General features: G+C 41.2%; 28 protein-coding genes. 2 read left to right on the forward strand and 26 right to left on the reverse strand.

Annotated elements, in window-relative coordinates:
• A partial coding sequence (locus tag KQH97_RS00405; RefSeq protein WP_216552058.1) for a type III toxin-antitoxin system ToxN/AbiQ family toxin occupies positions 1–233 on the forward strand: 233 nt, incomplete at its 5' end.
• Here KQH97_RS00405 and KQH97_RS00410 read toward each other — a convergent pair.
• The 26 genes from KQH97_RS00410 to KQH97_RS00535 all read right to left on the reverse strand — a co-directional run bounded on the left by KQH97_RS00410 (position 230) and on the right by KQH97_RS00535 (position 24,437).
• Complete coding sequence (locus KQH97_RS00410; RefSeq protein WP_216552060.1) at positions 230–2,179, reverse strand: DNA methyltransferase; 1,950 nt, start codon at positions 2,177–2,179, stop codon at positions 230–232. The genes KQH97_RS00405 and KQH97_RS00410 overlap by 4 nt on opposite strands.
• Positions 2,180–2,233: 54 nt before the next feature.
• Complete coding sequence (locus KQH97_RS00415) at positions 2,234–3,025, reverse strand: helix-turn-helix domain-containing protein (protein WP_216552062.1); 792 nt, start codon at positions 3,023–3,025, stop codon at positions 2,234–2,236.
• Between the two features lie 11 nt (positions 3,026–3,036).
• Entirely contained in the window at positions 3,037–5,205 is a 2,169-nt protein-coding gene (locus KQH97_RS00420; RefSeq protein WP_216552064.1) for a VirD4-like conjugal transfer protein, CD1115 family, read from the reverse strand.
• A gap of 39 nt (positions 5,206–5,244) precedes the next feature.
• Complete coding sequence (gene mobL / locus KQH97_RS00425) at positions 5,245–8,466, reverse strand: relaxase MobL (RefSeq protein ID WP_216552066.1); 3,222 nt, start codon at positions 8,464–8,466, stop codon at positions 5,245–5,247.
• Positions 8,467–8,477: 11 nt separating this feature from the next.
• Positions 8,478–8,834 (reverse strand): hypothetical protein, encoded by a 357-nt coding sequence (locus KQH97_RS00430; protein WP_117865546.1) that lies wholly within the window; start codon positions 8,832–8,834, stop codon positions 8,478–8,480.
• 353 nt (positions 8,835–9,187) lie between these two features.
• Positions 9,188–9,529 (reverse strand): ribbon-helix-helix domain-containing protein, encoded by a 342-nt coding sequence (locus KQH97_RS00435; protein WP_216552068.1) that lies wholly within the window; start codon positions 9,527–9,529, stop codon positions 9,188–9,190.
• 10 nt (positions 9,530–9,539) lie between these two features.
• Positions 9,540–9,839, reverse strand: coding sequence for an OB-fold nucleic acid binding domain-containing protein (locus tag KQH97_RS00440; protein ID WP_117865540.1), 300 nt, complete (start codon positions 9,837–9,839; stop codon positions 9,540–9,542).
• A gap of 17 nt (positions 9,840–9,856) precedes the next feature.
• Positions 9,857–10,489, reverse strand: coding sequence for a hypothetical protein (locus tag KQH97_RS00445; protein ID WP_216552070.1), 633 nt, complete (start codon positions 10,487–10,489; stop codon positions 9,857–9,859).
• Positions 10,490–10,500: 11 nt separating this feature from the next.
• Positions 10,501–11,679, reverse strand: a complete 1,179-nt coding sequence (locus KQH97_RS08795; RefSeq protein ID WP_216552072.1) for an Ig-like domain-containing protein — start codon at positions 11,677–11,679, stop codon at positions 10,501–10,503.
• A gap of 2 nt (positions 11,680–11,681) precedes the next feature.
• Positions 11,682–14,276, reverse strand: coding sequence for a VirB4 family type IV secretion system protein (locus tag KQH97_RS00455; RefSeq protein ID WP_216552074.1), 2,595 nt, complete (start codon positions 14,274–14,276; stop codon positions 11,682–11,684).
• The gene (locus tag KQH97_RS00460) at positions 14,257–14,601 is read right to left on the reverse strand and encodes a hypothetical protein (protein ID WP_216552076.1); all 345 of its coding nucleotides are present in this window, start codon (positions 14,599–14,601) and stop codon (positions 14,257–14,259) included. Before KQH97_RS00460 ends, KQH97_RS00455 begins: the two co-directional genes overlap by 20 nt.
• Before the next feature lie 3 nt (positions 14,602–14,604).
• On the reverse strand, positions 14,605–16,803 hold the full coding sequence (locus tag KQH97_RS00465) for a hypothetical protein (protein WP_216552078.1): 2,199 nt from the start codon (positions 16,801–16,803) through the stop codon (positions 14,605–14,607).
• Positions 16,804–16,887: 84 nt separating this feature from the next.
• Positions 16,888–17,205 (reverse strand): TrbC/VirB2 family protein, encoded by a 318-nt coding sequence (locus KQH97_RS00470; protein WP_117865528.1) that lies wholly within the window; start codon positions 17,203–17,205, stop codon positions 16,888–16,890.
• Positions 17,206–17,224: 19 nt separating this feature from the next.
• Positions 17,225–18,250 (reverse strand): DUF3991 and TOPRIM domain-containing protein, encoded by a 1,026-nt coding sequence (locus KQH97_RS00475; protein ID WP_195389044.1) that lies wholly within the window; start codon positions 18,248–18,250, stop codon positions 17,225–17,227.
• Entirely contained in the window at positions 18,247–18,495 is a 249-nt protein-coding gene (locus KQH97_RS00480; RefSeq protein WP_117865524.1) for a hypothetical protein, read from the reverse strand. Before KQH97_RS00480 ends, KQH97_RS00475 begins: the two co-directional genes overlap by 4 nt.
• Positions 18,496–18,507: 12 nt before the next feature.
• On the reverse strand, positions 18,508–18,825 hold the full coding sequence (locus KQH97_RS00485; protein ID WP_216552080.1) for a hypothetical protein: 318 nt from the start codon (positions 18,823–18,825) through the stop codon (positions 18,508–18,510).
• A 5-nt stretch (positions 18,826–18,830) separates the two neighbouring features.
• Positions 18,831–20,045 (reverse strand): gamma-glutamylcyclotransferase family protein, encoded by a 1,215-nt coding sequence (locus KQH97_RS00490; RefSeq protein ID WP_216552082.1) that lies wholly within the window; start codon positions 20,043–20,045, stop codon positions 18,831–18,833.
• Positions 20,046–20,084: 39 nt separating this feature from the next.
• Positions 20,085–21,380: an amidoligase family protein gene (locus tag KQH97_RS00495; protein WP_216552083.1), complete on the reverse strand. Its 1,296-nt coding sequence runs from the start codon at positions 21,378–21,380 to the stop codon at positions 20,085–20,087.
• Positions 21,381–21,384: 4 nt separating this feature from the next.
• The gene (locus KQH97_RS00500; RefSeq protein WP_216552085.1) at positions 21,385–22,023 is read right to left on the reverse strand and encodes a hypothetical protein; all 639 of its coding nucleotides are present in this window, start codon (positions 22,021–22,023) and stop codon (positions 21,385–21,387) included.
• Positions 22,020–22,223, reverse strand: coding sequence for a hypothetical protein (locus KQH97_RS00505; RefSeq protein ID WP_117865514.1), 204 nt, complete (start codon positions 22,221–22,223; stop codon positions 22,020–22,022). Before KQH97_RS00505 ends, KQH97_RS00500 begins: the two co-directional genes overlap by 4 nt.
• Complete coding sequence (locus tag KQH97_RS00510; protein ID WP_216552087.1) at positions 22,207–22,539, reverse strand: hypothetical protein; 333 nt, start codon at positions 22,537–22,539, stop codon at positions 22,207–22,209. The genes KQH97_RS00505 and KQH97_RS00510 overlap by 17 nt, the downstream gene beginning before the upstream one ends.
• A gap of 72 nt (positions 22,540–22,611) precedes the next feature.
• A complete protein-coding gene (locus tag KQH97_RS00515; RefSeq protein ID WP_117924700.1) occupies positions 22,612–23,100 on the reverse strand; it encodes a phage replication initiation protein, NGO0469 family in 489 nt (162 codons plus the stop codon).
• A 71-nt stretch (positions 23,101–23,171) separates the two neighbouring features.
• Positions 23,172–23,441, reverse strand: a complete 270-nt coding sequence (locus tag KQH97_RS00520; protein ID WP_216552089.1) for a hypothetical protein — start codon at positions 23,439–23,441, stop codon at positions 23,172–23,174.
• A 19-nt stretch (positions 23,442–23,460) separates the two neighbouring features.
• Positions 23,461–23,694, reverse strand: coding sequence for a hypothetical protein (locus KQH97_RS00525; RefSeq protein WP_117863289.1), 234 nt, complete (start codon positions 23,692–23,694; stop codon positions 23,461–23,463).
• 4 nt (positions 23,695–23,698) lie between these two features.
• Positions 23,699–23,866 (reverse strand): hypothetical protein, encoded by a 168-nt coding sequence (locus KQH97_RS00530; protein WP_216552091.1) that lies wholly within the window; start codon positions 23,864–23,866, stop codon positions 23,699–23,701.
• Positions 23,867–24,275: 409 nt separating this feature from the next.
• Positions 24,276–24,437: a hypothetical protein gene (locus KQH97_RS00535; RefSeq protein WP_181986033.1), complete on the reverse strand. Its 162-nt coding sequence runs from the start codon at positions 24,435–24,437 to the stop codon at positions 24,276–24,278.
• A 32-nt stretch (positions 24,438–24,469) separates the two neighbouring features.
• On the opposite strand from KQH97_RS00535, the gene KQH97_RS00540 reads away from it, so the two are divergent.
• A complete protein-coding gene (locus KQH97_RS00540; RefSeq protein WP_216552093.1) occupies positions 24,470–24,955 on the forward strand; it encodes a hypothetical protein in 486 nt (161 codons plus the stop codon).
• The last annotated feature ends 236 nt before the right edge of the window (positions 24,956–25,191 follow it).

A 25,191-nucleotide genomic window follows, 5' to 3' on the forward strand; every position in this document is an offset into this window, starting at 1 on the left:
GTAAAGCTAGAAAACTTTATGATTTGAGGCTTAATCATTCAATGGAGAATATCAACCTCACACGCCGTTGCTGTGATTTCAAAAAGCTTGAGGCTGTTCTTGAAAGACGTTTGGCTAAAGCACAGTCAAACGAGTACGAGCCGAAAGAAAAAGCTGTTGCGGCAAGTGCAGAAATTCCAGTTAGACATCCAGCCATTATACGCAGACGCAAAAATACAGGCAGATCCCGTTAGGGTCTGTCTGTTCTTTGTTTATTGAAAAGCTTGATCAGAACTTTGAGACGTCCGTCGTCATTGAAGAAAAGCTGTTCGCCATAAAGCTTTTCAACGGCTTTGTCCAGATTGATATGTGCAAGCAGCAGCTCAGGCGGTAGGTCATTATAGACATTGCCGAGTGGCTGGTCTTTGTAATTCATTCGCAGCTCAAGTATCCTTGCAGCAAGCCGAGCGATATTTTCTTTCTGTTCAGTGGTGATATCTTCAGGAAAAGGGAAGTTCTTGTAGCATAGGATGTTTGAGTATCGGATACGCATATCAAGACGTCCACAAAACATTCGTACCCAGGCATTGTGCATTGATGATGATAGCAAGCCGAAAACGAAGAGGTCTGTGTTTGGTATTATGTACACGCTGTCATTGACCATTACACGCTCTTTGCAGTAGATAAGCGGTACATATTTTCTTTTTTCGGAGGAATGACGTGGAATGACAATACTGTTCGAGTATCCGCCGTCAGTCACAACATATTGGCGCATTGTTGTCGCCAGCATATTGTGCGCCGTTATAAATCTGCAAGTAAGAAGTCCACTTTCTGTTCGCTGTTCGGCTTGGTATCTTGTAAGGATCGGCGTTTCTGTTCGCCGTCTTAGGAGCATTGTCGGGCGTCGATCATCAAGTCCTTCAGGGTAGAGATATATGTCGTCATATTCTGTCAGATAAGCGTTGATATGTGAAACTGTTCTGGCACTATCATGACCGTCATCGGATACTGTCATTAGCTGCTTGTCAGGCATATCTTTAGCACTGAAAGCTGTTATAACACAGCTCAGGTCTATCTTTGAGTTTGATATATCTGATACCCAGCGAAAGCTTTTGTATGCCCAATTTATGTGCATTTTGTACTTGTCAGTCACAGGCTCCCAGATGAACTGTACTTGCGAGCCTTGACAAACAGAATTGGTAGTGAGGAACGCACATTCTGTTCGTGGATGAGCGGCACAATACTGTGCGGCTTTAATTATCCAGCCTGCAGAGTAGTCTACTGACGCTGAAGCGGAGTCAGCAAAAAGCTGTGTTTGGCTGAAAGACTGTTCTTTGTGGTTAAACATGAATGGTGGATTTCCTACGATATAGTCGGCGGAAATTTTATCCCAGTCAAAATTTAGAGCGTCTATGCAGCGTATATCACCACATTCGGAGAGGTCAACGGGAGACAGGGGCGTTTTAAACTGTTCGGCATAGCGCTTCTCCTCAAGTCTTGCCGTGGCAAACAAAGCTGTTCGGCATATGCAGGCAGCTTCTTCAGAAAGCTCCAAGCCATGAAAATTTCTGGTACTCAGAGGCTTGACCGATGATATTCCACGGGAGGCTATAAGACGCATTGCGGAAAGCCCAAGATAAGACTCGATAAGAAAATTTCCGCCGCCGCAGGCAGGGTCGAATACAGAGATCTTACCGAGCTGTTCGTAAAGCACAGCGATTTCTTCGGCACTTTTTGTTTCCGAAAATTGGTCAAGGAGCTTGTCTATCAACAGCTTGTCGATAACACGGTGAACGTTACGCAGTGAGGTGTAGTGAGTCCCTGTTGCACGCTGATCAGAACGGCTAAGTGCAGCCTGATGTACAGCTCCCATTATGCTCGGATTTACGTCGTTCCAGCTTATACGGCAAAGCTTCTTCATAGCGTGGTGAGTATCATCCGAAAGAAAAAGTTGTTGTGGTTTAGCCATGAAGGGCGGCAGGGAGGCGATAAGCTGCATAAATCTTGACGGAAAAGACGAAGCTTCAGAGTTTAAAACAAGCTGAGTAAAGGGCTTTCCCAGGAAAATTCCACTTTCCTCACAGTAAAAGCAGAAAATGAGCTGCAAAAGAAAGCTTCTCACGTCATCAATGCTGTTCTTGTCTGAAACAAGCTTGCGAACAAGGTTTTGTAAGTCATATAAAGTTTTGTCTTTTATCATAACATATACTCCTAACATAAATTTTTCTTTTTCGGATAGATAAAATTAAGTGGGTCATAGATATGACCTGTCAAAATTGCCCCTACCCTTAAACATAAACTGGGGTCCTGCTCGATTTTTTTCACAATTTTTCACATAACCCCTTGACAAATTCCCTAGATGGTGGTAGAATTTATGTAAATTCAGTGATTTTCTAGGGGTTGCTGGGTTATGAGTTTTGTGAGGACCGCTTTGGGCAGCGGTCCTTTTTTTGCACTTTTTTCGGATATGCCCAGTAACGAACTCAAAAACATAGTATCTGTTCTCTCCAAAGTCACCGCATGATGTGACCTGATAGCGCTTGTGTATGACTTTGAGAGAAATGAGCTTGTCCACTATTGCCATTAGCTCGCTGCGCTTCATACCGAGCATTTTGGCAAGGTCTGAGTAGCTGTGGAAAAACATTTTGCTGCTGTTCTGTTTGCATTTACAGAAAGCACAGTAGCACCTGAGTTCCTTTGCTGTCAGACGTTTAGCTGCCTTTCTGTCCACCCGAAAGAAACGAGATCCTATCTCTGCAAGAGTGTATGTATATGTGCTAAGATGTCTGTTAGCTTTGACGCAGCGCTCTCTGGATATGATAACGCCTGATGTAATGAGCCTTTTAGTTGCCCTTGCTACGGACTCCACACTTATGCCGCAGGCTTCTGCTATTGTAGTCTGCTTCACCTTAACGTATATGCCGTACAGGTTTTTATTTCCGTAGGCTTGTGCCATAGAATAGAGAAATGCTGCCACAGCAAAGTCTGATGGCAGCATTTTCTTTTCTACAAGGCTGTTCGGCAGGTAATAGTAGCTGAATTTCATAATTGACCTCTTTACGTTATGTTTGATAAAACAGTTTGCTGTTTCTTCCTGAGTATCATATTGCTCAGCATTTCAAACTGTTCGTCTGTTATAGTGCTTCTGTTTTTTATCTTGGCTCTGTTGAGGAGCCTTTCAAGGGTATCTATGTCGATCTCCTGCATAGCTCTGCTCCATTCACCGTTTGTAGCTTCATTGATAGCTTCAAGAGCGGCTTTCTGTGGAGATATCACCACACTGTCAGGTGAGTCAACAAATCTGTTCGGGATAGCTGTTGCTGGATGCTGGTGCAAACCATCATCACTATTGTTCTTTTCGGACAGATGATCCTCCTGACCGACTTTTTGAGGTATAAGTATATCAAACGGTATAAGGATCTCGACGAGAGCTTTTCCTCCCGAAGAAAAAGCTATATCGTCAAGCTCTGCAGTGCCAAGATTGAGCTTGTAGAAGAACTTGAAATTTGACTCAATAGGGTACATACGGTGGTGCTTAACAATGGTGTCACCCTCTTGAAGAACGGCAAGCTCCGTTGGTGTTTTAAGCTGTTTCCCTTTATATGCTCTGTTCTCTGACAGCTCCTCTGAGAGCTTTCCTGAGTACGTCTTATACTGTACTGTTCTGCTTCCGAGAATGTTGCTGATGAACTGGTTAGTGTCAGGATCACCCGAATAGATGTATACCCAGTTTGCACAGTTTTCACGGATAGTCTTGGAGTCGTCATGATACTTGGCGTCAAGCTGGCTCAAGCCCTGTATGTACAAGTGCCAGCCTATGTTTCTGCTTCGAGATACAGTTATCTTATTATCCATACCAGGTATGGTCACAAGATTGCAGAACTCGTCTAGTATATAATTTACTCGGCGTGGCAGTGCTTTCATACTGTTCCTTGTGAGATATTCTACCATACTGAGATAGCTCTGATTGATAAACATTGAGGCTATGACGTGTCTTGTAGGGCGGTCATCAGGAATGATCATGTATATTGCAAAGGGCTTTCCGCAAGAGATAAGCTCGTCAAGGTCTATGTCATTGCCTGAGGTCAGCTGTGCAATACCCGTGTCAAGACCGAATATGCGGATATTGTCTGCAAGGGTTGCAAATATGCTGGCTCTCATATCACCCTTAGCAAAGTTTGATGTGGCATACGCTGCTTTCGCAAGAGAGCCGACGGGAAGTCCCTTGAATATCTCGTCAAGTCTGTTCTTTGTAATTACGTTTCCAAATGGATCTGTTTCCTCCACTTCCTGACCATATTCAATAAAGAATTGATAAACAGAATACATATTGACCTTATCGAGCTTGTCATGCTTATATCCTTGCTCGATCATGTAAAGTATCAGAGCTGAAAGCAGGGACTTTGCAGATGAGGGCCATATAGGATCAGATTTAGGATTGTTCGTTAAGGTTGACGCCATTGTGTCGATATACTCGGATACCTTTGAAAGGTCAAGGTTGTTCTTTACGCAGTGTACATACTCATTGATTATGAATGTAATTGGGTTCCACCGTGAAGATCTGTTCGTGTCTCTTAGATTTAATATGACTACGTTATAGCCCTCTTTCTGCATTATAGGGTAGGTGGAAGAAAATATCTCTCCCTTAGGGTCATTGAATATCATGGACTGTTTATCCTTGCCACAGGCGAATACTCGTGCCTGCTGAAGAACGTGGGACTGAGTTTTACCAGATCCAGTTGTGCCGATTATAAGGGAGTGGTTGTTCTTTGGGTCAACATAGAAGTACCCGTACTTGCAGGCTATGAGCGGTCCTGTTTTTTCAGCTTTGTAAAGCTCTTTTTCAGGTATTCTTATAAGGTTTTTGTTAAGCTCTCGTTTTGTTGCCCACCTGTCGCTGCCCTCCAGATCTTTGTAACCTCTCCTTATTTCCATTTGTCTTGCTATCTTTGCGTAGATAAGCAAGGATACGATGAATGATATGAAAAAAAGATCGCTGACCTCAAGCTGCTTAGGCTTTGTCCAGAAATATTCTTTCCGAATAGAAAAACTCGCCCACATTTCGCCAACATTGTCTTGATTAGTCTGAGCTGCCTTGTTTATAGCGGACAGCTCATCAAGCAGATTAAATACCAGACATACGGCTCCTGCTATTGTCGCTGTGAGGATAATAAGAAGCAGTATCCGTCCTATTGTCTTTAGTATTTTATGCTCATCATTATTCATTTCTTATCCCCCTTGTCCTACCACGTGTGGTAGGGTGTATTATCGGCTATAAGTCTGACTTATAGCCTGTTTGTATTTCTGTTCCTGTTCGTCACGCTCCACCTGGGCAAGAAGCTGCTGAGCCTTTGTCTGCATATTGATGCAGACACGCCGCATGACGCTGTTCGCCGTTGCCCCAAGATGAAGCTTCATTCTTATCTGTTCGTGACGCTCTGCAAGAATTTTCTGTGCATATTCGTTACCGTTTTGTGCAGCAAGCTTCATCCAGTAATCTGACTGGCGGTATTTCTGTTCTTCTCGGTACATCAGACCCAGCTTCAGCTGAGCCGACGAGTTATTGTGACCTGACGACTCAAGAAGATATTTTTCTGCTAACCTGCGATCGTAATGCTCCTTTTTCAGATAGATACAGCCGAGTGCATACTGAGCGTATTCATTGTCTTCCTTGTCAGCACAAGGCTTCAGATATTTCACAGCCTGTGTGTAGTCAAGCTTTCTATCTGTAAGATACAGCTTTCCAAGTTTATATGAGGCATACAGATTTTCTTTTTCGGAGGATGAAATAAGAAGCTGTTCTGCTTCATCTATGCGATCCTGAGAGAGATAGAGCTTGCCAAGAGCATATTCTCCAATGCCAAGCTCATCATCAGACCCTGCAAGGTATTGTTTCAGAAACTGTTCGGCTTTGCTGTCATCCCGCTTTTCCTCGGTCATGTATATCCGTCCGAGAGAAAAAGCTGAATAGGCGTTGCCTTTCTCTGCAGACTTGATAAAGAGCTGTTCTGCCTCGTCAATGCGATCCTGAGAGAGATAGAGCTTGCCAAGAGCATATTCTCCAATGCCAAGCTCATCATCAGACCCTGCAAGATATTGTTTCAGAAACTGTTCGGCTTTGCTGTCATCCCGCTTTTCCTCGGTCATGTATATCCGTCCGAGAGAAAAAGCTGAATAGGCGTTGCCTTTCTCTGCAGACTTGATAAAGAGCTGTTCTGCCTCGTCAATGTGATCCTGAGAGAGATAGAGCTTGCCAAGAGCATATTCTCCAATGCCAAGCTCATCGTCAGACCCTGCAAGGTATTGTTTCAGGAACTGTTCGGCTTTGCTGTCATCTCGCTTTTCTTCGGTCATGTATATCCGTCCGAGAGAAAAAGCTGAATAGACGTTACCTTTCTCTGCAGACTTGATAAAAAGCTGTTCTGCTTCGTCAATTCGATCCTGAGCAAGACGCAGCTTACCGAGCTGGTACTGAGCCTGATCGTTACCATTATCAGCAGACTCCAGGAGGTATTTTTCCGCCTTTGCCAGGTCAACGTCTGTTCCTTTTCCCTTTAGATACATAGTACCTAGTCGATAGCTTATACTGTCCTCGTGACTTTTCTCGTATATCGCAGTAAATCCAGTGAGTGCCTGAGTGTAGTGCTGCACCGCTTTCTGTTCATCAGCTTTAACACCCTGTCCAAGCTCATACGCTTGTCCGAGGGCGTAGCTTGCAAAAGGCATATCACCTTTGCAAGCAAGAGCTTTCTCATAATAGCTGACTGCCATGGTCATATCCACTTCCACACCAGAGCCAAACTTATACATATTGCCCAGAGAGAAGTATGCAAATCTGTTCTCGCCTGCTTTTTCATAGTATTCTCTTGCAGCTTTGTAGTCCTGCACCGTGCCAAGTCCCTTGTCATACATCTTACCGACCCTGTAGCATATGTAGGAATGCTGCCAACCTGATGTCTGTTTGTCCAGCAGCTTCAGAAACCCGTCGAGCGCCGCCTTGTAGTTCTGTTCGCTGAGTGAAGTGTGATCGTTATTTTCATCTGACATTATGTGATAGAGTTTGCCGAGGTCATAAGTTGCAAGAACGTTTCCACTATCGCTTTCCTGGGCAAGTAATTCAAGCGCTGCAGGCAGGTCTTTTGGTAACTCCTTGCCGTCGGCTGTTCGAGAGCCGTACATGAGATCAAGCGCTTGCTTGTATCTGTCTGTCCATTCAATTCTGAGAGAAACTTCTGTTTCTTTTTCGGACGGATGAAACTCCTGTGGATATGGATACAGATTAGCTTCAATGATAGGCGGCTCGTCAAACCACACTTCATTTTCGGGCGGATGAGCGTCCATAGAGGCATATAGCGAATTGTAATATTCTTCATCAAAGCTGTTTGGCTGCGAATATTCTGGAATATCCATTATGACGCCTGTATCCGCCTCGTACTGTGGTGGCAGAAACTGTTCGCTGTTTTCATTTTCGGAAGGATGAGCCTGCGGCATGGCAGAAGCACGGAGCTGTTCGGTAAGCGGTGCGAGATCATTGAGTAGCTGGTTGCCAAGCTCCCTATGAAAATCTGCAAGTCTGTTCGGCTTGAATGTAGCGTACAAATGACGCTCGCCTTCGCCATAGATTTTTCGGAGATATTCTGTTCTGCTGTCCAGCATTTCGTTATACTGCTTCCATAGGCCGCTAAGCTTTTGGTCTGAAGCTATAACTGCGTCAACCGTTTTGTCTATATCGTCACGATATGCTCTCATCTTTGGTCTGCCGTATTGCCAGCCACCCTCGGAGGGCAGCTTGTCGGCAAGTCTGATAAGCTGTTCAGCACAACCACCGTATCCTGATGATAGAGCTGGTTTGATAGACTCCCTTTCAAGCTCAGTGAGCTGCCTGGAATAATCACTGCCAAGGACTCTGTTCACGATCTTTGACTTGAGCTTATCGAATGCTTTGACCTCGATACAATCCTTGTCACGATATACCTTACAGCGGTCCTCACGCCGCTCATATTCGCATATGGAGAAATGTATGTGAATGTTATCAGTATTGGTATGTATCGCTCCTGTCCAATACACGTTGTCATTGTCGAGCTTATTGGACGTTGATATCATGGCGTTGATACCCTCACGACCTAACTCCTTTATCCCATGGACATCAAGCTTGCCGTCGCTCGTCATTAACCCGTTCTCTATGAGAAAGTTGTTATCAAAGGATACAACACCGTAATACTTAGGGCAGCCTGCGTCACGGCTCACTGTTTCGAGCTGACGGTATTTTTCTTTGTCACTTTCAGTTAGCAGGTCAGACTGTGCATTGAATAGTCCGTCTGATTTTTCTGAGTTTGACATATAGTCGATGAAGTCCTTGTATTCGTCATTGAGGTGACGGGTCTTATCAAAGGCTTCTGGACGATCCATGTATTCCAGAAAGTCGTAGCCGCCTATTGCCCAATCATAGGTGAAACCCAGTGAGAATACTACTGCAGGTGTTGACATAAGACATCTCCCTATTTCTTATTGATCGCTTCAAGTCTGTTCTTCAACTGCTTCTGATGAAATTCGTTCTTGCTCTCCTCCATCCAGCGGCAGGGGAGATCCTCGGCTGAGAAGTAACCCTCGTCATCTGTGAACTGCATTTTCTCAATGAATGAGTTGAGCATATTCAGCAGGTGAAAATTCTGTTCCTGTATCTTGACGATCCTACGCCTGATCTCCACGATCTCATCTGGATGTTCGGGCTTGTTCCGTGCAGCGTACTCCTCGATCGCCCACTTGACTATCTTCGACTCTGTGGTATCATTTTTCTCAGCCAGCTCTTTCAAAAGCTGGTTGCACTCCTCGGTGATAGCTATTGTTTTCTTCATTTTTTTACCCTCTTTCTTGTTTCCATATTTGTGCAATTTTGGTGCTAAGACCACTCCAAGACCCAGTGAAAGACACAAGAGCATAAAGGTATGCCCCAGCAACCGTTGGAAAGCTCGGTAGTACCGAGCTTTATCCGTCCTAAAAGTGGGGTGTTTTCAACGTGATTTCTGTACAATGCCATACGTTTTCTGTATTATGCCATAATAATTCTGTACAATGCCATACGTTTTCTGTATTATGCCATAATAATTCTGTACAATGCCATAACATTTCTGTATAGTGCCATAACATTTCTGTATAATGCCATACAGTGTTTTTTCACTTCCTTTCCGAAAAACAAAAGAAAAGTACCTTAAATTCTATATTTTTTATCATTTTCTTTGGTCTTTTTTTCGGTGATCTCAGAGTAGAATATCGCACGTATATCATTCATTGTTCTGAGTATATCCTGCATTAGGATCTCATTTTTCTGTAGCAAATGCTCTGTGTTTTTCTTCTGTTCGTCAATGCTTTCTTTACATATTTCACGCATAACAGGCGAAAAAGCTCGAAGAAAAAACTTGTTTTCTGAGGTGAGATACATTGAAATGACATAGGTTATAAACTGATTACGTGAAGTAAATCCCTCCTCTTTTATGACCTCATCCATTTGTTTGACAAGCTGTTCGTCGGTTATTCTTATTTTCATTTCCATTGACTTTTACCTACCATATAGGCTGAATATCATTGGCGCAAATTCGGTAAGAGCCGTCATGCCATATTCTTAATTCGCCTGTTACTTTTACTGATACGCCTGTTGTAAGATTTGCTCTTGCGTTAGTTGCATTCTTATTGTCACATACATAAACCATAAATTCATCATAAATAATACGCCTATCCTGCTGAGCAGGACGTGGTACTTTTATCATAAATGTAAGCGCATAGCTTGAATTTGGTACTTCTGTGATGTTGCTTGAAAGAAAGCCTTTTACTGTGATCTTGTTGTTTTTGTTAGTGAAAGCCATTGTTTTTACCTCCGTTTTTATTGTAGATATTTCGTTATATATTCATATTCTGTGCCGAATTTCTTAGTTATTTTCCAACCCTTTGTGCTTGTTTTGAAAAGCTTCGGTGCGACGTATAAAAAGAAATATTGCTCATATGAATATGGGTTTATATCAAAAGTTAGCTGACCGCTGAGAACATTATCAAATGCTTTTTCGCCATTCCTGTCAATGCAGATCTCTTCGCTGTTCTGTGGCTGATAGATCATCATAGCACTTCCACAGCCGTTTGAAATATTGCAAAGCACAATGTTGTCATAATATACTTTCACCGTTCTGCGTGGATAGGAATTAATATTATCAATACAAGTTATCTGCATATATGTTTCATATGCGTCTATTTCAACGCCTGTTCTTCTTGCACCTATCAATGATTTCATAGTTAAAATGGCAATTACAACAAGCACAATTCCTATTATAGGGACTACCTTTGCAGGAGTTTCCCAAGGTATAATATCCGAAAGAGGGATAAGAACATAGCCGATTATGATCATTACAAAGGCTCTTGCTCTTTGTGCCTTAAAGTTTTCAGGAGCGGATGACAGTATTTCAGACTCAAATCTTTTGCGGTCTGCTTTCAATGGATATTCAAAGAGTAATTCTTCATTCATAATATTTACCTCTATTCTACAGTTATCATACAGCTTGCGGATACTGCTCTGTTATCCTCAGCTCTTGCCGTTATTATTGCTTTTCCTTTTGCTTTTGCGGTAACTCTGCCGCTGCTGTCTACCTCTGCAATATCTGTTCGGTTGGATTCCCAAATGATATTTCCCACAGCATTTGAGGGCGAAATGACCGCCGTAAGCGTTGTGCTTTCGCCTGCATTAAGCCTAACATCATTGTTGCTATAGCTGCTTTCAAGTCTTAGCCCCTTTATCTCAGGGGGTACATAAGCGGTAGTTGTTGTAGCTGTTGTTTGCCTTTGAGTTTGTCTCTCTGTCTGTCTTTGAGTTTGCTGTGGCTCGGTATAGTGGTCATTATCTTCATACCGCCTAGGCTCTGTTGTGTATACATATGGCTCGTCGATCTGCTGTTCATCATGATCTTGATTACTCTTTACAGCCACATTGGTTTTCTTTTTGGAAGTGCTTTCATGTGAATTTTTAGACGCTGTGCTTGTCGTGGTTGCAGGCTCAGAACTCTCTGTTGTCATTGGAGTAGTTGTTGTAATAACAAACGTGCCACTTGGGTCTATGACCTTATCAGCCGCAGAGCTTTCTTCAGTGGCAGTTACAGGTGCTTGAGTTGTATATGTTTTATACTCATTTTTAGTCATTTTGAGCATATCTTGTACATCTATCTGCACATAGCTGTCATACTTTTTTCCCTCATGAAAAGCACCTTTGACTACATCACCAAAGTCATCATAGGTATCTTGATCGTAATAATCAGGCTCTTTTGATATAAAATTGACCTTGATATAATAAAGATCCTTGTCAAAATCGGTGCAGGTAACAAGCTGTTCTTCGTCTGAATTGTCCTGCGTCTTGTATGTAAGCTTGCTGTTAAGTTCGTCTTTAAGCGAATAAGTTATCGAGTATATCTCAGGAATACTGTTTGTGGGAGAGCCGACCATAGCCTTATATTTGAATGTGAATACTATCTCATTGGTGTCTGTAAAGTAAATGCAGTTGTTTATCTTTACCGCATAGCCACCCACCGAAAGAGAATTATCATAGTCAACAGAGCTGCTTTCACGTTCCTTTGTGCCATTGAACGCAAGAATAATGCCAATAACAAGCATGGTAAATACTATAAAGATACCGTATATGATATTTGAACTCTTAGCATTTGTCACATTTACCACGCTCCTTTTCGTTTGCCTATGTATTCTTTTATGAGCCTGTCAACAGCCATAAATACTATCTGATATAGCGTGTCGCTGTCTGTAGGTTTATACCCAAGCATATCGAAAACTTCATTTGTGAATGCTTTATGGAAGTGTTCTCTTTGCTGCATTATAAGCTCACCGTATTCTTCGTCAGAATATTCGTGATAAAGTTCTTCAAAGATCCTGTGTACTATCTCCTCGCTGTCACGTGAGTTTCCTATATAAAGCATGGTTGCGTCATCAACATAGCGCTTGCAGTGAAGTTTGTTTCGTCCTGATCCCAGCGACAAGAGCAGCTCACCAGGCTCAAATTCAGCCGTTGAATTAAGCTCTGATACTGTAAACTGAGGGAAAAATTCGTGCAGAGAAGCTGCAGTATTTGCTGATTGTTTGAATATGAATTTGTATTGTACGAGCTGGAATATGACTCTAATTTTCTCTGCTCCCTCAGAGTTTCCTGTGGGATTGTAGTCGCTTATAGACTGTGAAGCAAACCATAGAGACGCGTCATATTTTCTTGTTCGTCGGACAAGCTTTTCAATAAAGTCTGTGACCTGCGGATTTTTGGCATTGATAAATCTGTGAGCCTCGTCTATAAGAGATACAACATAACGTCTGTCATATGGATTGGTTATATTGTTATTGTACTCAACATTCTGACAAGTCTCAGACCACATAAGGGTTAGAATATTGAAAAGCTGAGCATTATAGATACGCTCGTCCATTTCCGAAAGAGCCTTTACGTCAAAGACTATAACATTTGAGTTTTCGATATTCACGTTAGAATATCCGTTAAACATTGATGAGTAAATGCCCTCTGCAAGCTGTTTTACTATGACTTCAAGTGTTTCATAAATATCTATCTTTCTTGGCGTGATCGCCTTGTATGAGCGATCACTGTTGTATAGCTTGCTGCGTATAGTTGCAAGGAGATCAGAGAAAATAGGGAAGTCCTCTGGCAAAAGAGTGGATACATCAGTGCTTTGTGTTATGCCCTTTTTGGCGAACGTTTCTTGTATAACATCTTTAAGCTCCTCGGCTTCCATTTCGCCAAGAGAGGGTGCATACTGATAGAAGAATGTGATTATTCGTGAAAGCTCTGACGCATAATTAGTTTCGTTGCTTGCGTCATCTTCTCGTGATGAGTCTATTGTTTTTCTCAGTTGAAGTACATTCAGCGTTGAATTTTTGTTGAGCCTTATCACCTGTCCACCGAACATTTCTGCGAGTGTGCGATACTCAGACTCAATGTCAAGTATCATTATCTTGTTGCCCAGGGAAACATAATCACGGGCTAATGACTTTAGTGTAGCTGATTTACCAGAGCCTTTTACTCCTATGAACATCATATCGTATGATTGTCTGTATGAGTCACGGGCAAAGAAATCTATGCTTACAAGACCGCCTGTTACCGTCTTTCCGAAAATAAAAGATCTGTCATCAAGATGTTGTTGATAGTAGAAAGGATACTGCATTTTATATGTATCATGAAGCGGAAAAGGCGTGTTCGCAATGTTGTCGTGCCTTATAAGATCAATGTATTCGTCTGCCATTTCGTTATATGGGATAAAGCAGGATATACCCTCGTCCTCAAGCATTTTTGAGATGTTCGTGCATTTGTCGTTGAGCTTTTCAAGGGTAGACTCGGACAAAATGATACGCATTGTTATATACATCATCTGTTCGTTATCATTTACTATAGCCTCACGGATCGCTGTAAGCTTATTAAGCTCTGTCTGTGTATCAAGATCTTCACTATCTGTTCTGTTTATTGCAAATCGTCCTTTGAGTTCTTTCATACTGTTGTTAAGCTCTTTAAGTACCAGAGTTTTGTTCTTGTAATCAACGTCAAGCATTACTGTTATGCCCTCAAGACGCTGTATAAGACTTGCAATCTCAAGATTTTTTATAGTAGCAGGGTAGTCATTTACAATAAGCGTTGTGACAAAGTTGTTGTCGATCTGAGCATATCCTTGGTGTCTGATATATTCAAGTGGATGAATGGACTTTACACTGCAAGACGGTGTGTCAGAGCAGCAAAGGTGCTTGCGGAAAAGGTAGAGTATCTCAGGCTTTGAGCATATTTTAACAGATGTATCTGTCATGTGTGAGATGTACTTCTGACAGGCTTTCGCAAGCATTTCTTCTTGATTTTCCTTGGCATATACTATGAGATATGCTAATCTGTCACGCTGCTGTTCGGCTGCGTTCTTTAAAGTCTGGATTTGTTTTTCTATAAAGACCTTTGGAAAACCAGTTGTTCTGTTCTTTTTATATTCAAGATAATCAAGCTGAGGCGTAAGGTCAGGGTGTTTATCTGAGAATATATATTTGTGTGGCAGTGAAAGTGCATTTGTAGCTTTTGCAAAGTTATTGCAGACGGCGTAGATATCGTCAGTAGAATAATGAAAAATGTCTATGCCTGATATCTGCATAACGCAGGCAAGCTCTGTCTTTTTGTTTCGGTAGGAAAGCTTTATAATGCCATTGCCACAGTATTCCTTTATATCAACAAGATAGTCAAGGCATTGTGAATAGCTTATTTTATTTTTGCTTTTTGGCATTTCGTTCAGCCTCTCTTTCCTTGTATTTGCGGTATTCTTCTGTTTCAGTTCCGTATAATTTTTTAGGCTCAAAGAAGTTTAATACAAAAAGTATAAGACCTTTTGCAAAGGTGATCCTAGGGTTTGACGGAGATCTTCCCGACAAAACAAGTGATATTGCAACGAATATGAGTGACATTATGATCTGTAACCATGCGTTGCTGATCATCTCCTGACATATTGAGAATGAAACAAAACCGACCATTATCGCTATTCCTATGCGCTGTAGTGACAGCCCGAGAAAGAATTTTATATCGGCTTTGGTTGACTTAGGTACTGTTCCCATATTTTATTTTTCCTTTCTATCGTTAGGTTTTGCTATATCAAAAGCATGACCCTTTGGAGCTTCTGCCGTGTTCGTATTGGCATTGCTTGTTGGTGTATCTGACTCTGCATTACTGCTTGGCAAATTTGAAGAAGCAGTTTTTTGTTCTTCAGAAGTGCTTTGCTCAGGTGCGGAAGCTGTTTGGCTTTCTGTATTGATATTTGCAGTTGATGTGCTTGAATTGCTGCTGTTCGGACTTGTGCTTCTTGCACTACTATTCTGATTATTGCTATTTGACTGATTTCCAGCCGTGTTGGCTGCTTTAGGATAAACAGTTGCCGCTTTTGCTCCGCTTAATGCGCCGCCTGCCTTATATCCGTTTGCTGTTCCTGTAGCTCCTCCTTTTAATGCTCCGCCGATAGCAGCAAAAGCTGTGTAGGCTTTTCCGTGTCCACCATTTTGAGCATCTTTTATAGACGAATATGCACCTGTAGCAAAGCCCGAAGCTGCTCCTGTTGCCGCACCAGCAGCGCTTCCTGCAAATCCGCCAACAGTTGCTCCAGCCATACCCAATCCTCTTGCGACCGATGACATTGCATACAATGTTCCCATGCTGTTTTTATTTCCTGCGTCAATACCCAGAACTCTTGTGATGAAATCAGGGCAAGTTATAACGCCTTTTGCAAAGCAAGCTATAAGGATAAGCTGCGTTATGTAATTAAGACTGCTCATGTTATGGATAATAAGTATGGCTTTTATGTACACCTTAAGCATAAAGGCAACTAGAATGAAGATAACATATGACGATACAAGATTTTGCACCACCATTTTTGTTCTGCCTGAATTAGTAACGCCTGTTGCGGCGATAGCACCTGCAAGAAGCTGAGTTATGATAATATCAAATAACATTGTTCCAAGCTTGAAAGTTGCAAGGATAATGGCAACTGCAACTGTTAAAAGAAATATCAGTGAAAACCAGAAATCGTAGTTATATCTGTAGATATGCTCGGCACCTTCTCCTACTGTCAGCGACTGGATTATCTTGTCTGTTGTGTCAAGATCGTCATATTCCCGCTGGGTCATTATATCTTCAAACTGATAAGATGCATCTACATTGCTTTGATTTGAACGGCTTAGTCTTTGATTATATACTCTGTTTCTTTCTCGGATAACGTTATCTTTGAGAAGATTGAATGCTGACTCAATGTCACGTGCTGACCGCACGCTTTCGGTAAGTCCTGCCTCTCTTACATCTGCCTGATAAGCCATGTTCCAAAGTATGCTCGTTTTATATGCCGCAATGGTAGTTGTCCTTTCCTCATAAATAGGCTGTCCGCTTGAGCTTACACCAGTGACAGCCTGATAGGTGAACACAACGCCACCGTCAAGCTCCTCATTAAGGGACATACGATCCATGACCTGATTAAAAAATCGGTATTCATAACCAACGTCCATAAGTTCCGCCATATCATCATAGGTCAGATCTTCATATCGTCTTTGCGATGACTCCTCAGCGGATATATCAACTACCTCTTTGTTCCAGCCAGAGCCGCCATGCTGATTTATATTCAGATCATAGACGCTGTTCGGCAATGGATCAGTTTCGCTGTAATAACTCAGCTTATTATTGATCGCACTTTTAGTCATATCAATAATATTTTCCTGAAGAAGTATATCACCAAGAGTGTATGTGAAATCTGAGTCGCCCTGTGCTTCGCTATATTCGATATTGTTTATATCAGCAAGTCCTGCTCTTTTCATGCTTGTAAGCTCTGAAAGCAGGGCTGGAAGTGCAACTATAAGTGCCGCTGAAAGAATTATGCTTTTAAGAAAATCGTTTACCCTTATTTTTTCGGGCATAAACATTACTCCAGCCGCTCCGATCAGCAGGAATATGGTGAATATTACGGAAACGAGCTTGTTTGTATCTGACATTCCTGTTATCTGATTAAAGAGGTGCATAACATTAAAGTGCAGCACCTGATTGAATGCCTGTTCGCACCAATCTATAAGCTTTGCTATACAACTAAGTATGGCAAACCCCAGACTTCTAAAAATATCTTTCCAGTAGGTCGCCTTGCTTATATGCTTGACTACATCAAGGGGCAGATTTTCGTAGTCCACATCTACCGCACAGACGGCTATAGGTATGAAAACCGAAAACAAAAATACTGTAAATGCTGAAAACAAAAGCTTGTGCTTTTTTGAGGTTTTTATCTCCATGATTATCTCCTTTCGTTTCGGTATTCTGCAATGACATATTCATCATATAGCATTGCAGAACACCGAATTGGTGTCCTGTTCGTGTTATGCAAACATTCCTGCAACTATACCTGCGCCATAGCAGCCGATAGCGATACCGACAAGTATTCCACCACCTGTTGACTTGAGCTTGTCCACCCAGTTACGTCCGCCTGAGATGACCATGATAGCGAGTACGATCACCGCAATAGTTGCAACTGTTTTCAAACCTTTCTGCAGGTTTGTTGCAAAGTTATCACCAAATGTGAAAAAGTTTGTCCAGCCGTCATTGTCGGCTGCAAAGGCATTTACAGAGCAAAATGCCGCAAGGATCGCAGTTGTTATAGCTGCCGAGATGTTTTTAGTGATCTTTTTTACTTTCATAAGATAACTCCTTTTCTTTTCAGCGTGTTTTACGCTGCTTATTATATGAAGCCGACATCTGACGGCTTACATTCTTCCTGTGTTCTGTGACTTTGCACAGATATTCGTTGTAGTCCTTTCCGCAGTTTTCAGGCACTGCATAGATATTGACCTTGTACCCTTGTACGGAATATTTCTCAAGATATTTTGCAGAAGCTGTTCGCCCTGCCTCGTCTCGATCCAGACAAAAAGATATTTCTTTTATTTTCGGATGAGTCGTCAGATATGTACTTAGGGCAACATCAGATGTTCCGCCAAGAGCAAGCCTTGTGTGCCGTTTCCAACTGCTTTTCCAATCAGCTATGCCCATATCCTTTGAACGCTGCATATTGAGCGTTGCATGGCTGAGAGCGTCTATAGGAGCTTCAAATACAAAGAGATGTGTTTCGCAGGTGCCGTCCATGCGAAAGCCGTACATTTTGTTTGATCCGCTTGCTTCGCCCTTGTATGGCTGTCCATTTTCGGGAGTATATGTTCCTCTGAGCATTGCATATTTAGGCTGACCATTGTCATTTTTTCCGACAAACACACAATTTCCACGCTTATCTTCATAGAGCAACTCGTTTTTCACGCAGTAGTTTATCACTTCAAGGTCTATGCAGCGCTTTTTCATTAGGTAGGCATATACACGGGAGTATTTGCCTTCTGTCCTTTCAGGCAGCTTTATTTCCTTTGGCTTTTGAGGCTGTTCGTCATTCCGAAAAGCATAGTCGCTCTGCGTATACTTTCCTTGTGTTAGCGACGTTATTGCCTGCTGCCATGAGTAGCCTTCGCTTTTCATGAGAAAGTCAATGCAGTTAGCTCCGCTTATGTTTTGACTATACCACGTCCAACCTTTTCCGTCTTTAAAAACTCTCAGTGAGTCGTGTTCTTTACATTTCCACTCACTGCCGCACTTTTCAAAGCTGAAGCCTGTAACAGAGGAGATGACTTCGCAGGATGACATATTCCGTGCGTCACGTATCTGTTCGTCAGAAAAGCGTGTCCCTGGTACAAAGACGTTCATATGTGATTACCCCCTCGCTGTTCATAGTGTCTGAGTATCATTTGCTGTTCTTCTTCTGACAGCAGAGCTATAGGCTTCGGCTCTGCGTCAGGAAGATGTTCGCCTAAAATATAAATGCTGCTGTCTGAGTCCTGGTAAAAAAGCTTACCTGGGTGATCTGACAACAGCATTATTATCTTTCCACAGCAAAAATCAACGACCTTGTTGTTTACTGGCGGTGATGACGCCTTTTCATTTTTATACACGGTTTATCCCTCCTATCTGTTCATTTCTTTATCTTTGTTTATGCCATTATTGCGGTAGAGCTTCACCTGCGGCACTGGCTGCTGAAGCGTCTGCATTGCCGTCAATTCTGGTATAAGCTTTTTATTTGTGTAGTCAAGATCTGTGCAGCGATCAAGAAACGGTCCGAAGGTAGATACTATCGTAACATTATCTGGAGTCAGAATGCTTATATTCTGTTGTGTGACATTTGCTTTGTAAATAGCAGCCGCAACATTCTTCGGACTGTTTTGTATAGCATATTCATTGCCACCCATAACGGCTTTTACATACGGAGCGTTCTCAATTCTCATTATCATCACCTGCTTTTAGAAGGTCGTTTACATCTTGTCTGAAACTGCCTGGCTTTTTGTATTGAGTCTGCATATGCGTTATCAAGATAACCTGTATCGATTCCATGCTGTTTACAGCCTCGTTTTATCCCATCGAGATATGCTTGCGTTGGTGGAGATATAGCGAAATCAGGCTTATTCATTATGTAGACCAATGAGGCTCGCTCTACGCCGCCGACCTTTACATTAACAAGCTCTTTTCGGTAGTATGACGGATATCCCTCATATCTGTCGAGGTTTCTCCAATCCTGAGGAGCGATCTCCCACAAAACAACGGGGACCTTTGTGCCTTTGTCCTTAACTATAGTTGCGTGCTGATTAAATTGGAGCCTGTAGTCCTCAATGTAGCTTGTTGATATTACCTTTGAATTAGGACATCTGTATCTCATCTGTTCGAGATCCATGTTACTTCCATAGGCACAATAAAGGTTGCCGATCTGTTCTCTTAACTCAATTTCTTTCAGTGCCTGCTCAAAGCGGTCAGCCGTTTTGTATTCCTTGACCATATCCATTATTTCAAACGCTTCAAGGTCATTATCGTTGAAATATTGCTGATACATAGCGCCCATTCTGAAAGCATTTACTGCTATATCATCATTGTTGCTTATGCTGTCAAGGTATTCACGATTAAACAGTGAGATACTGCTGTTGTCACGTTCTATACGCTCACAGACCATTTCCTCTGCTTTTTCATATGCCTGTTCGAGATATTCCAATGGTAAGCCATTTTCTATATATCCGTTTTCTATTCGCTGATAATATTCCTCTGTTGGCGTATTGTAGTCCTTTGAATTGACCATGACATATGCCATGCCAGAAACGATTTTGTCCTGGCATTTCACATCAACAGCTATTTTCTTGTATTTGTGAGGATAGCCCTCAAACTTATCAAGTGATCTTTCGTCCGAAGAAGAAAGCTTCCAGAGCAGGGCAGGGGCTTCTTCACCTTTCTTTTTTTGGAGCGTTGCCACCTTATTGAATGACAGCTCATAGTCCTGCACCATGCCTGTTGCATATATCTCAGCGTCGGGACAGCGAAACATCATCTGTTCAGTATTGATATTGCTTCCGTATGCTACATATATCTTATACTCCTCGTTCTTTTTCGGCTGTTCTTTTGGTGTATTATCAGGGGAAAAGAAAAGCTTCATCAGCTCGTCATATTCTTCATCAGTAATCATATTATCCCTCCTTGACCCTACCACGTGTGGTAGGACATTTTATCTGCTTCTGTTTGGAGTGTTTCTTCGTCTTGCAAGCTGTGAAACAGTGTTTTCTGCTTCTCTTGCTTGTTGTGTCTGCCGTGTGGAAAGCAGATCTTCAATAGAGTTTTCCTGTCCATTGTGACTGATACCAAGGACAGAGAATATGTTATTTCGCTCGTCTGGAGTAACACTTTCATCATCACGGACGTTTTCAAGCAGCATAACTATCCTTTCTCTTAGGGTAAAAGAATTATCATTTCTGACCTCACGATCTGGAGAATGGATGATACTGCTTATTGTTATTGTCTCAGGTTCAGGCGAGGCGGCTCTCATATCGTTTAGACGTTGGGCGATTTGCTGTGCCTGCTGTTCTCTTATCCGCCGTCGCTCCATAGCTGCCGCCTTATCTTTCCAATCTTTTGCGCCCTCAAGGTTTTCAAGAAGATATTTTCTCGGCACTTTAAACTCGTCCCCATTAAGCCCTATGCGTATGAGCCATGTGCGGAAAGTGTAGCATTCGTTACTTGATTGTGTTTTATGTACAGCGGCACTGCGTTGATTAAGAGCCTGGGCGGTGACAGCCTGCGCAAACCTCACATATGTGCGGACTTTTCCTGCATTGGTAGTTGAGTTGAAACAGCGAAACTCAACTGTTCCTTTTGTGAAATATGCGTGAAGATTGAGCGCTCTGTAACGAGAGCGGTTATAGTGGGCATTACGGCGTTCATATCCGTCGGTGTTTCGGTACCAGATATCTGCTAGTGCTTCTTTTGTTTTCGGTTTGGCGGCATTAAGCCGACGTATATAGTCCTCATCAGATTTGCGGCACCATTGCATTGCACGGCTTGCTGGGACCTTTAGAGCGTGGTAAAGGATATCTTCTTTCTGATACATGATGTTAGACAGACGAGTGAGTGACTTGGCGTCCTGCCTTTCTGCCCCTATATGCACGTGCAAGCCACAGCTTTCGTTTACTCTCATTCCCGCTTTTCTTAGGTCACGAACTATCTGCTGAAGATCGTCCATATCCTTATCAGACTTCAGTATAGGTGTAACAAGCTCACAACGGTATTCATCCATGTTATATGTTTCAGATCTGTTCTTCCTAACTGGGTCTATTGAGGCGTCACGCATTACTTTCCATTCACGACCTGTGTCATCAGATATCTTTCGTGTGTAATAGCAAGAGTAATCTGGGGCGGACGAGTAGGTGTCAAAATGTTCAGCGACAACCTGTGCAGCTCTTTCTCGTGTTATACCTGTAAACTCGATCTCTACACCAAAGGTTTGATCCTTTAAATCAATAGCCATGCTCTCACTCCTTTATTATTTCTGAGATATGAAAACTATAATGAAAATCAAAATACTCTGTTGTTCCAGTATCGGTATTTGTCCAAGTGCCTGTGAAAGTCACGGTGCTGTTCGGCGTTGCGTTACCATATCCTATGGACACTGCACCGCTTACATCTGTTCCGCTTGTGGCTTCAAAACTGTCTTTATTGCATACCGAAGTAACATCCATATCATCGATCGTAACGGATAATATATCGTATTGGGCATTACAATTACAGTTTTCTACTGTATATGACATTGATAAGCCGTTGCCGTCATTGCTTTCTAGTTTGAAATAAATAGGAATAGGCGGCAGGGTAGTATTGGCTGAGGGAATGTGGTATACCTTTGGCTTTTTAGTAGTTTCATTTGTTTCCGTTTGCGGTGCTGTGATCTGAGGCGGTTCTGTAGTTGTCGCTGGTGCAGCAGTTGTGACATCTTCAATACTGTTTGTATCTTCTGGTGACGATCCACTATCATCTGAAGCAACCGAAGAAGAAATGTCATTTGCAAATTTGCCGACATAACTATCTTTCGGACTTTCTGAAGAAGATGAGTCTGAGCTGCCACAGCTTGACAATAGCAGGGCAGTTACCGCTGCAAGTATCACTGTTCTTTTCATGATCTTTCCTCCCTGAGCTGATCCAAAAGCTTATAGTAATCTCTTATAGGCTTTGGCACATACTTAACAAAGGCTTTGTCGGCTGCCTTTTCAGCCCCCTGCTGGATAAGCTGTTCGAGGCTTTCTTCTGTTTCGGCTTTCGTCATATACAGTTTTATCGCCTTTGCCATTTCATCATTGATCTCAACTGTTACTCTCATGATTTTCCTCCTTTGTATTTTCAAGAATATTTAAGAGCCGTTCCAAAAGCTCCTTATTCTTTCCTGCGTTTGTCATATCCATGATGTTGAGTGCATATCTTACGCCTTCAACAAAGCCCAGATCGTGAGCGTCATCAATTACATTCGCTTGCAGTTCATATTCTTCCTCTTGAAGCTGAATCAATCTCTCTCTCCGTTCTTTGTAGTTTTTCACCCAATGTGTCTGAGCATTGTCTGTTTCATAATCATTTTGAAAATTTATCATTATCTCTTCCAAAATATCGAATTTGCTTTTCTTTGGAGTTTCAGTATTCATGGTGTTTCTCCTTTCGGGTATAAAAAAAAGACACTCAACATTACTGATGAGTGTCCGATATGCTTTGTTATGTTATAATTTAAGTGACGATTGTTTATACTCAGGTGAGTTTTTGATCTTTTCTACTATATAATATGGTATATTAGGTATCTCTGAATAAGTCGTTTTATCTGATATATCAAAGTAAATAAGCTCTGATTTGCGTTTAGGAGCTTGTTCCTTTGCTGGAAAACGGTAAACATTTTCTACTTGTTTGTAATTTTTATTGTTCTTGGCTATTTCCAATTTGCATGGCACGCCTAATATATTGCGAAGTTTGAATTTGGATAATTCAGTCGCTGTAAAAGGTCTGCCTCGCCAAGACTCTAGGTGCAGACGTAGTTCTGCCTTCTCGTAATAAGAATAGGTATAATCTCTTGAAAAAGTTTTTATTTTTTCGTTTTCAGTTATCTCCCACAATATAGTTACTTTTGGTAGTGGTCTATTAAAAGATTGATGTTTGCCAGTAAAAATAACACCTATACATACAGCGTTATGTATTCCTTGTGATAAACTGCTCATAGTAAGTATTCCCCTTATATTTAGTATATTGACTAAATTATACAATACTTACTGCATTGTTGTCAAGCTCTTTAAAAAGCGGTATCACCCTCATATAGATCATTCTCAGAGCTGTCATCAACGATAACATTTCCGTCAATGTCAAACTCAACGCATTCGTCATGATTGTTGTCCCAAATTAAAACAATGGCGTCTTTAAATTCGGAAAGCGTTACTTCACTAATATATATATCATGAATTATATTTTTAAGTGCTTGCTCCTGCGTCATACCAAAACGTTTTGCAATGCACTCAAGCTTCTCTTTGTATGATAAGCCGTCATTTATAATTTCTTTTTGCATTTTAAAACCTCCACGTCAACTAAAATGGCACATCTTGACTAGGATCGCACTCGCTAAATCTGCAATCACAATTATGTATTAAATCTAAGGCGTCTTTTAAGCTAAAGCCCAAAGAACTTGCCTCACTGTTGTATACTTCTTCAACTATCGTTTTAAGTGCTTGCTCCTGCGTCATACCAAAACGTTTTGCAATGCACTCAAGCTCCTCATTGTATGACAAACCGTCTTTAATTATTTCAATTTCTTTTTGCATTTTCTCACTCCTGTTCTTTTAACCGTATCTCCACATATTTTCTAATATAAACCGAATTTCTGTTCGGATAGGTTTCACTTTTTTGAAGAAATTCATATTTTTCGTCTTTTTCAAGCTGTTCTGTGAACTTTTCAACTTCTGCAGGTAAACCCTGTATTCGGATCTTTAACATTCTTATCAGCTCCTATCAAACTTTTATAATAAGGAATGCCACAAAAGTACATATGCAGCTCATCAAATGAGTGTTGCGTATCACTGCAATAGAACTTGTCGGGTATTCTTTATTGTGTGTCATATTGTATATGTTCTTTTTAATGTAGCTTACATTCAGCAGAATAATAACCGCTTTTATCAAAAGCCATATGACAACGATCTTTGTCTTAAGAAGTGTATTGCTTTTAAAATACACTTTAATAAATCCAAGCATTAATGAGTTGATAAACAGTAGGAATATCAGTAGCCTTGCATTTATGGGTGTATAATAATTTCTGTCCATTTTGACTTAGCCCTCATAGTTGCATTTATTTACAGCGCTTGCGCTTTGTAAATAAATATGCTATACTATTTAAAAGTCTGAATTTTTAGCGAGTTAAATTTTTGCCAATAGCCTTTGTAGTTTTTTTTATCATGATTTTTAAAAATTTCTCAAAACGTGCCGTATCTGCGGCTGTGGCTTTGTAGCATTTAGGAACATCACGATATAGTTTAAATGTTCGTCCTTTTCCTTTTTGACCTAGTTCCATAATTATTTCCTTTCTGTATGGAGGTTATATAGATGTTATTTGATTATGTTTCATCTTCAGAATATGATATTGATATAAATGCAATACTGGAATTTTATAACAGTTTTAATTTAATAAAGCCAATTGATGAATTAGTAGCCAATTGGATTGAAGTTATGCGATACGCATATAAAAATAACAGATGTTATTTTTCGTATGACAAAAACAAACCATGTGAATATTATCAACAAATAATAAAAATACCTAGCATTGCACAATTTTATATTCATTTTAATGTTGACAAGGCTGTTGACGTTGCTCAAAATTATGATTTTCAAAGATTAAATGCACGAAGGCTTGTATATAACAATGTTGAATATGAAGTGCAAAATGATATTAAAAAGTATCATTTCTCTTGCGAAACTCCTATTATTGTTATTGATTTTCCATGCAGATTACAATCAGAGAAAATGGTCATTGATGGTAATCATAGGATGACTTCAAAAGTAATAAAAAAACCAGGATGTAAATTATGTTAAACTTAGTATTCCTGATACTGTGCCACTGATAACACAAACTTTTGAAAAAGCATGGTATCTTTTTGCAGTAGAATTAAATGCGGCTATACAACTAAAAACATATAATCAAAGAAAAAACTTTCTTGAACATCAATCTATATGCAAAGACTTCTTAATGTATATGAAAAACAGTGATTAATCCTCCCCAGCGCCTGCCCCGTTGCAGGCGCTTCTTTCTGTATAGATAAATTGATCCC

It is taken from the genome of Ruminococcus sp. MSJ-25, from assembly GCF_018917825.1.
Taxonomy (GTDB): Bacteria; Bacillota; Clostridia; order Oscillospirales; family Ruminococcaceae; genus Hominimerdicola; species Hominimerdicola aceti.

Excerpts from the sequence above, each read along its gene's own strand:
- KQH97_RS00410 (WP_216552060.1), bottom strand. The coding sequence starts at position 2,179 with ATGATAAAAGACAAAACTTTATATGACTTACAAAACCTTGTTCGCAAG.
- KQH97_RS00415 (WP_216552062.1), bottom strand. The coding sequence starts at position 3,025 with ATGAAATTCAGCTACTATTACCTGCCGAACAGCCTTGTAGAAAAGAAA.
- KQH97_RS00420 (WP_216552064.1), bottom strand. The coding sequence starts at position 5,205 with ATGAATAATGATGAGCATAAAATACTAAAGACAATAGGACGGATACTG.
- mobL (WP_216552066.1), bottom strand. The coding sequence starts at position 8,466 with ATGTCAACACCTGCAGTAGTATTCTCACTGGGTTTCACCTATGATTGG.
- KQH97_RS00430 (WP_117865546.1), bottom strand. The coding sequence starts at position 8,834 with ATGAAGAAAACAATAGCTATCACCGAGGAGTGCAACCAGCTTTTGAAA.
- KQH97_RS00435 (WP_216552068.1), bottom strand. The coding sequence starts at position 9,529 with ATGGAAATGAAAATAAGAATAACCGACGAACAGCTTGTCAAACAAATG.
- KQH97_RS00440 (WP_117865540.1), bottom strand. The coding sequence starts at position 9,839 with ATGGCTTTCACTAACAAAAACAACAAGATCACAGTAAAAGGCTTTCTT.
- KQH97_RS00445 (WP_216552070.1), bottom strand. The coding sequence starts at position 10,489 with ATGAATGAAGAATTACTCTTTGAATATCCATTGAAAGCAGACCGCAAA.
- KQH97_RS00455 (WP_216552074.1), bottom strand. The coding sequence starts at position 14,276 with ATGCCAAAAAGCAAAAATAAAATAAGCTATTCACAATGCCTTGACTAT.
- KQH97_RS00460 (WP_216552076.1), bottom strand. The coding sequence starts at position 14,601 with ATGGGAACAGTACCTAAGTCAACCAAAGCCGATATAAAATTCTTTCTC.
- KQH97_RS00465 (WP_216552078.1), bottom strand. The coding sequence starts at position 16,803 with ATGGAGATAAAAACCTCAAAAAAGCACAAGCTTTTGTTTTCAGCATTT.
- KQH97_RS00470 (WP_117865528.1), bottom strand. The coding sequence starts at position 17,205 with ATGAAAGTAAAAAAGATCACTAAAAACATCTCGGCAGCTATAACAACT.
- KQH97_RS00475 (WP_195389044.1), bottom strand. The coding sequence starts at position 18,250 with ATGAACGTCTTTGTACCAGGGACACGCTTTTCTGACGAACAGATACGT.
- KQH97_RS00485 (WP_216552080.1), bottom strand. The coding sequence starts at position 18,825 with ATGAGAATTGAGAACGCTCCGTATGTAAAAGCCGTTATGGGTGGCAAT.
- KQH97_RS00490 (WP_216552082.1), bottom strand. The coding sequence starts at position 20,045 with ATGATTACTGATGAAGAATATGACGAGCTGATGAAGCTTTTCTTTTCC.
- KQH97_RS00495 (WP_216552083.1), bottom strand. The coding sequence starts at position 21,380 with ATGGCTATTGATTTAAAGGATCAAACCTTTGGTGTAGAGATCGAGTTT.
- KQH97_RS00500 (WP_216552085.1), bottom strand. The coding sequence starts at position 22,023 with ATGAAAAGAACAGTGATACTTGCAGCGGTAACTGCCCTGCTATTGTCA.
- KQH97_RS00505 (WP_117865514.1), bottom strand. The coding sequence starts at position 22,223 with ATGAGAGTAACAGTTGAGATCAATGATGAAATGGCAAAGGCGATAAAA.
- KQH97_RS00510 (WP_216552087.1), bottom strand. The coding sequence starts at position 22,539 with ATGAATACTGAAACTCCAAAGAAAAGCAAATTCGATATTTTGGAAGAG.
- KQH97_RS00515 (WP_117924700.1), bottom strand. The coding sequence starts at position 23,100 with ATGAGCAGTTTATCACAAGGAATACATAACGCTGTATGTATAGGTGTT.
- KQH97_RS00520 (WP_216552089.1), bottom strand. The coding sequence starts at position 23,441 with ATGCAAAAAGAAATTATAAATGACGGCTTATCATACAAAGAGAAGCTT.
- KQH97_RS00525 (WP_117863289.1), bottom strand. The coding sequence starts at position 23,694 with ATGCAAAAAGAAATTGAAATAATTAAAGACGGTTTGTCATACAATGAG.
- KQH97_RS00530 (WP_216552091.1), bottom strand. The coding sequence starts at position 23,866 with ATGTTAAAGATCCGAATACAGGGTTTACCTGCAGAAGTTGAAAAGTTC.
- KQH97_RS00535 (WP_181986033.1), bottom strand. The coding sequence starts at position 24,437 with ATGGAACTAGGTCAAAAAGGAAAAGGACGAACATTTAAACTATATCGT.
- KQH97_RS00540 (WP_216552093.1), top strand. The coding sequence starts at position 24,470 with ATGTTATTTGATTATGTTTCATCTTCAGAATATGATATTGATATAAAT.